Origin of the sequence: Romboutsia sp. 13368 (genome assembly GCF_018336475.1) — a bacterium.
GTDB lineage: Bacteria > Bacillota > Clostridia > Peptostreptococcales > Peptostreptococcaceae > Romboutsia.
The window spans coordinates 961,496-965,536 of sequence record NZ_CP048741.1 but is presented as its reverse complement, the minus strand read 5'-3'; the positions used below and the strand labels follow the sequence as shown (position 1 = coordinate 965,536).

6 protein-coding genes are annotated in these 4,041 nt (G+C 27.7%); all 6 read right to left on the bottom strand.

What is annotated here, in order from left to right; genetic code table 11:
- On the bottom strand, window positions 1-144 hold a 144-nt coding region (locus tag G3997_RS11550; RefSeq protein ID WP_296649331.1), incomplete at its 3' end, for a nitrous oxide-stimulated promoter family protein.
- Window positions 145-153: 9 nt separating this feature from the next.
- Window positions 154-915, bottom strand: coding sequence for an ABC transporter ATP-binding protein (locus G3997_RS03875; protein WP_296648427.1), 762 nt, complete (start codon window positions 913-915; stop codon window positions 154-156).
- Window positions 915-1,916 (bottom strand): FecCD family ABC transporter permease, encoded by a 1,002-nt coding sequence (locus tag G3997_RS03870; protein ID WP_296648423.1) that lies wholly within the window; start codon window positions 1,914-1,916, stop codon window positions 915-917. Before G3997_RS03870 ends, G3997_RS03875 begins: the two co-directional genes overlap by 1 nt.
- The gene (gene isdE / locus G3997_RS03865; RefSeq protein WP_296648420.1) at window positions 1,906-2,787 is read right to left on the bottom strand and encodes a heme ABC transporter substrate-binding protein IsdE; all 882 of its coding nucleotides are present in this window, start codon (window positions 2,785-2,787) and stop codon (window positions 1,906-1,908) included. The genes G3997_RS03870 and isdE overlap by 11 nt, the downstream gene beginning before the upstream one ends.
- Before the next feature lie 10 nt (window positions 2,788-2,797).
- Window positions 2,798-3,382 carry a class D sortase gene (locus G3997_RS03860; protein WP_296648416.1) on the bottom strand — a complete coding sequence of 195 codons (585 nt, stop codon included), beginning with the start codon at window positions 3,380-3,382 and terminating at the stop codon, window positions 2,798-2,800.
- Between the two features lie 3 nt (window positions 3,383-3,385).
- Window positions 3,386-4,024 carry an NEAT domain-containing protein gene (locus tag G3997_RS03855; protein ID WP_296648411.1) on the bottom strand — a complete coding sequence of 213 codons (639 nt, stop codon included), beginning with the start codon at window positions 4,022-4,024 and terminating at the stop codon, window positions 3,386-3,388.
- Between the last annotated feature and the right edge of the window lie 17 nt (window positions 4,025-4,041).

Genomic DNA, 4,041 nt, shown 5'->3' with positions numbered 1-4,041 from the left:
CTTACAAAAATCAAGTCTTTTATGTGCATAATCTAATAATTCTTGACAACCTTCACATAATCCATGTTTATGCTTATGTTTCTTTTTACAGTATAAATTTATCATAAGATTTATAGTTTGTTTTTCTTTTTCTATTCTAGCCATAATATACTCCTAACAAACTTTTCTTGGAATGAAGTAAATTTCATCTTCATCTTTTCCTATAAGTCCTTCTACTTGATAAACCTCTTTTATAATATTTTCATCTATTATTTGTGATGGAGTTCCTTCATTTATAATTTTTCCATTTTTCATAATAACTATATTATGGCTATACTTTATAGCTTGGTTGATATCGTGAAGTACCATAACTATTGTTATGTTGTGTTCTTCATTAAGTTTTTTAACAACTTCTAATATTTCTATTTGATGATATATGTCTAAATAAGTTGTTGGTTCATCAAGCAGTAATACTTTTGTGTTTTGAGCTAAAGACATTGCTATAAAAGCTCTTTGTCTCTGCCCTCCAGATAAGTCCATTACTTTTTCATATCTTATCTCCGAAAGATTTGTAGCATTTATTGCAAACTCAATTAATCTTTCATCTTCTTTTACATTTTTCTTATAAGGACTTCTTCCATAGCTTACTAAAGTTTCTACATCAATATCTTCCGGTGCAGTATTATGTTGATGTACACATGCTATATGCTTTGCTATTTCCTTATATTTTAATTTATTTAATTTCATGTCATCTAAATATACATCACCATTTTGCGGTTTATTAAAACATGATAATATACTAAGTAATGTTGATTTACCACTTCCATTAGGTCCAAGTATTGTAGTTACTTTTCCTTTTGGTATATCTATATTTAAGTTTTTTATAAAATCTTTATCTTTGCTATATGAAAAATCTATATTTTTTCCTTTTAACATTATCTTTTTCTCCTTTTAAGCAGGTATATAAAGAACGGTGCTCCTATAAYTGACATTACAAGACCAACGGGTACTTCATAAGGTTTAAACATACTTCTACCTAATACATCTGCAAGTACTAATAATATTGAACCTAATGTGGCACTAAATGGTATTAAATATTTATGATTTGAACCAATTAAAAATCTTGCTATATGAGGTACTATAAGACCTACAAAAGATATTACTCCTCCTACACCTGTTGATGTACTTGCTAAAAATACAGCTATAGCTGATATTATTATAGTTTGCTTTGTGGTATTTACTCCTAAACTTTTAGAAGTTTTATCTCCTAATGCTAGTAGGTTACAAGTTTTGCTACTAATTAAAGCTAAAACTATACCTAATATTGTACATACTGCTAATATATTTACATCACCTTTAGTTACTGTTGCTAAACTTCCACTTAGCCACATATCAATACTACTTTGTACAGAACCATTAAACATAGTAACTATTGATGCTATAGATGTAAGTAGAGCATTTATAGCAACACCAGCTAGAACTATTCTTAAAGATGAAAATCCTTTATCATAGGCTATTAAATAAACCATTATAGCAGCAACTCCACCACCTATAAATGAAACTATAGGTTTTATTCCATTTAATTCTGGAAAAAATACCATAATTACTATAGCTACTACACTAGCTCCAGATGATATACCTGTAATACCTGGATCTGCTAAAGGATTTTTCATCACTGCTTGTAAAAGTGTCCCTGCTACACCTAAACTAGCACCTATTAGTACTGCGCATAATATTCTTGGTAATCTTATATCTCTAATTATTCCAATATTACCAGTATTATCGTTAGTTATTAAGCCTTTTATTAATTCATTAAAGCTTATCTCTATACTCCCTGTTTTCATTGAATAAAGAACTATAGTAGCCAAGGCTACTATAGATATTAATATGTATATTAATTTTTTATTATTTTCTAACTTAACTACTTTACTGCTCATATAATATTTCTCCTAACATATCTAAAGCTTCTATAGACTTTAGATTTGCACTCATTCCAAAATATTCAGTATCTAAATAAACTATTTTATTATTTTTTACTGCATTTATACTTTGCCAAGACTCTTTAGCAAGTTCTTGTTCTACTGTTTTTTTAGTTTCATCTGGTAGAGCATGCATCATTACAAGTATTTTATCTGGATTAGCTTTTATTATATCTTCCATATTAATTTGCATAAATGAAGAATTTCCTCCAGCGAATACATTATTTCCTCCAGCTAGTTCAACTAAATTACCTACATATGATTTATCAGTACTTATCATTACAGAACCTGGAGCTCCAAATACTATCATTACCTTTTCATCACTTTTTTCTTTTTTATTTAAGGCAGCTTCTTTATCTTCTAATTCTTTTAATATTTCATTAGCTCTATCAGTTTTATCAAATCTATTTCCTAATGTTTTTATTGTTTCTTTTAAACCATCTAAATTAGTTAAATTTACAAACTCACTTGGTATATTATTTTGTGTAAAAGTCTTTTTATAATCTTCACCTAAAGTATCGACTGCAACTACAACTGTTGGATTAAGAGACTTTATTATTTCCATATCTGGATTCATTGGAGCTCCTACTTCAGTTGCACCTTTTACTCCTTCTGGTAACTCATAAGAAGTTGTTGGTATTCCACTTACTTTTACTCCTAATTCATCTAATATTTCTGTAACTGCAACTGATGTTGCAACTACAACTTCTTCACCTTGGTTTACTTCATTAGTTTTTGTATCTTCTGTTTCACTACTTGAACACCCTACAGTTAAACCAAGTGTACATGCTATTATAGCTATAGAAGTTATATACTTTTTTAATTTCATAATGTTTCTCCTACTTATTATTGTTTTTATCATCATCTATTTTAGCTTTTACTATTAATCTATCTTTACCTTTATTAGTACAAGTGACTATTGTAAGCTCTTTTATTTCATTGTCTTGATCTAATACATATGTATCTTCCGGATTAACTTCTAAAATATCATTTACTATATATGTAAATTCATTGTTTAAAGTTTTTATTATTATCTCATCACCTAAACTAATTTTATGAAGTTCATTAAATACCTCATTATATCTATAACTACTATGACCTGCTAATGAAAAGTTTCCATATTGACCTGGCATAGCAGTATTTTCAAAATGACACACATAGTGATTTAAATATTCTTTTTCAATACTTTCAATTACTACTGTATTTAGTTTTATAGCTGGTATATTTATAATGGCTATTTCATCTCCAGCTTTTACATTACTAAAATCATCTTCTTTTGGTTCATTAGGATTTTTATCTATTTTTTCTTCAAAACTTTTTGTAGACTTATTTTCCAAATACTTTGAGTAGCCTTTTATAGATAATGAGCCTACACAAATTAGTAGACCCATTATTATCAGAATTTTTGAAATCTTAGATTTCATATTTTATTTTTTACCCTTCTTTATAAGGAATAATACTACTACAGCTATAACAACTACTGCAACTATACCTACATATAATATAGTATTATTATTTGTTTTAGTTTCYKCWAATACTTCTTGTTTTTCTTCTTCCTTAGTTTCTACTTTAGTTTCATCTTTTTTAACTGTTTCATTTTTAGGTTCTTCTATTTTTTCTATTAATTTTAAAGTACTTGTTTTAGTTATTATTCCAAATTCAACGTCTCTTCCCATAGGACCCACATACATACTAGCTTTAATAGTTGGGTTTATTTTATTTGTTTCAAAACCAAATTCTATTGTATGATTTACTGAATCTTTACTAACTACATCTAAACTTACTGATTTACCATTTACTGATATTCTGTGATTTTCCATGTAGTTTGCTCCAGAAAATTTAATAGTGTAATATGCTTTACCATCTTTGATTTTTATCTTCATTGTTGGATCTAAGTAACTTCTTGACATACTCATTCCTACTTCACTTTCATGTTGTACATCATTTTGTACTGTATATACTCCACTTTCAAGGTCACTTATTTCTAATGCACTTGCATTTATTCCCGATGTTATTATAAATATTGTAACTAACATCATTGATAATATTGATTTTATGTATTTCACTAATATTCCCTACTTTC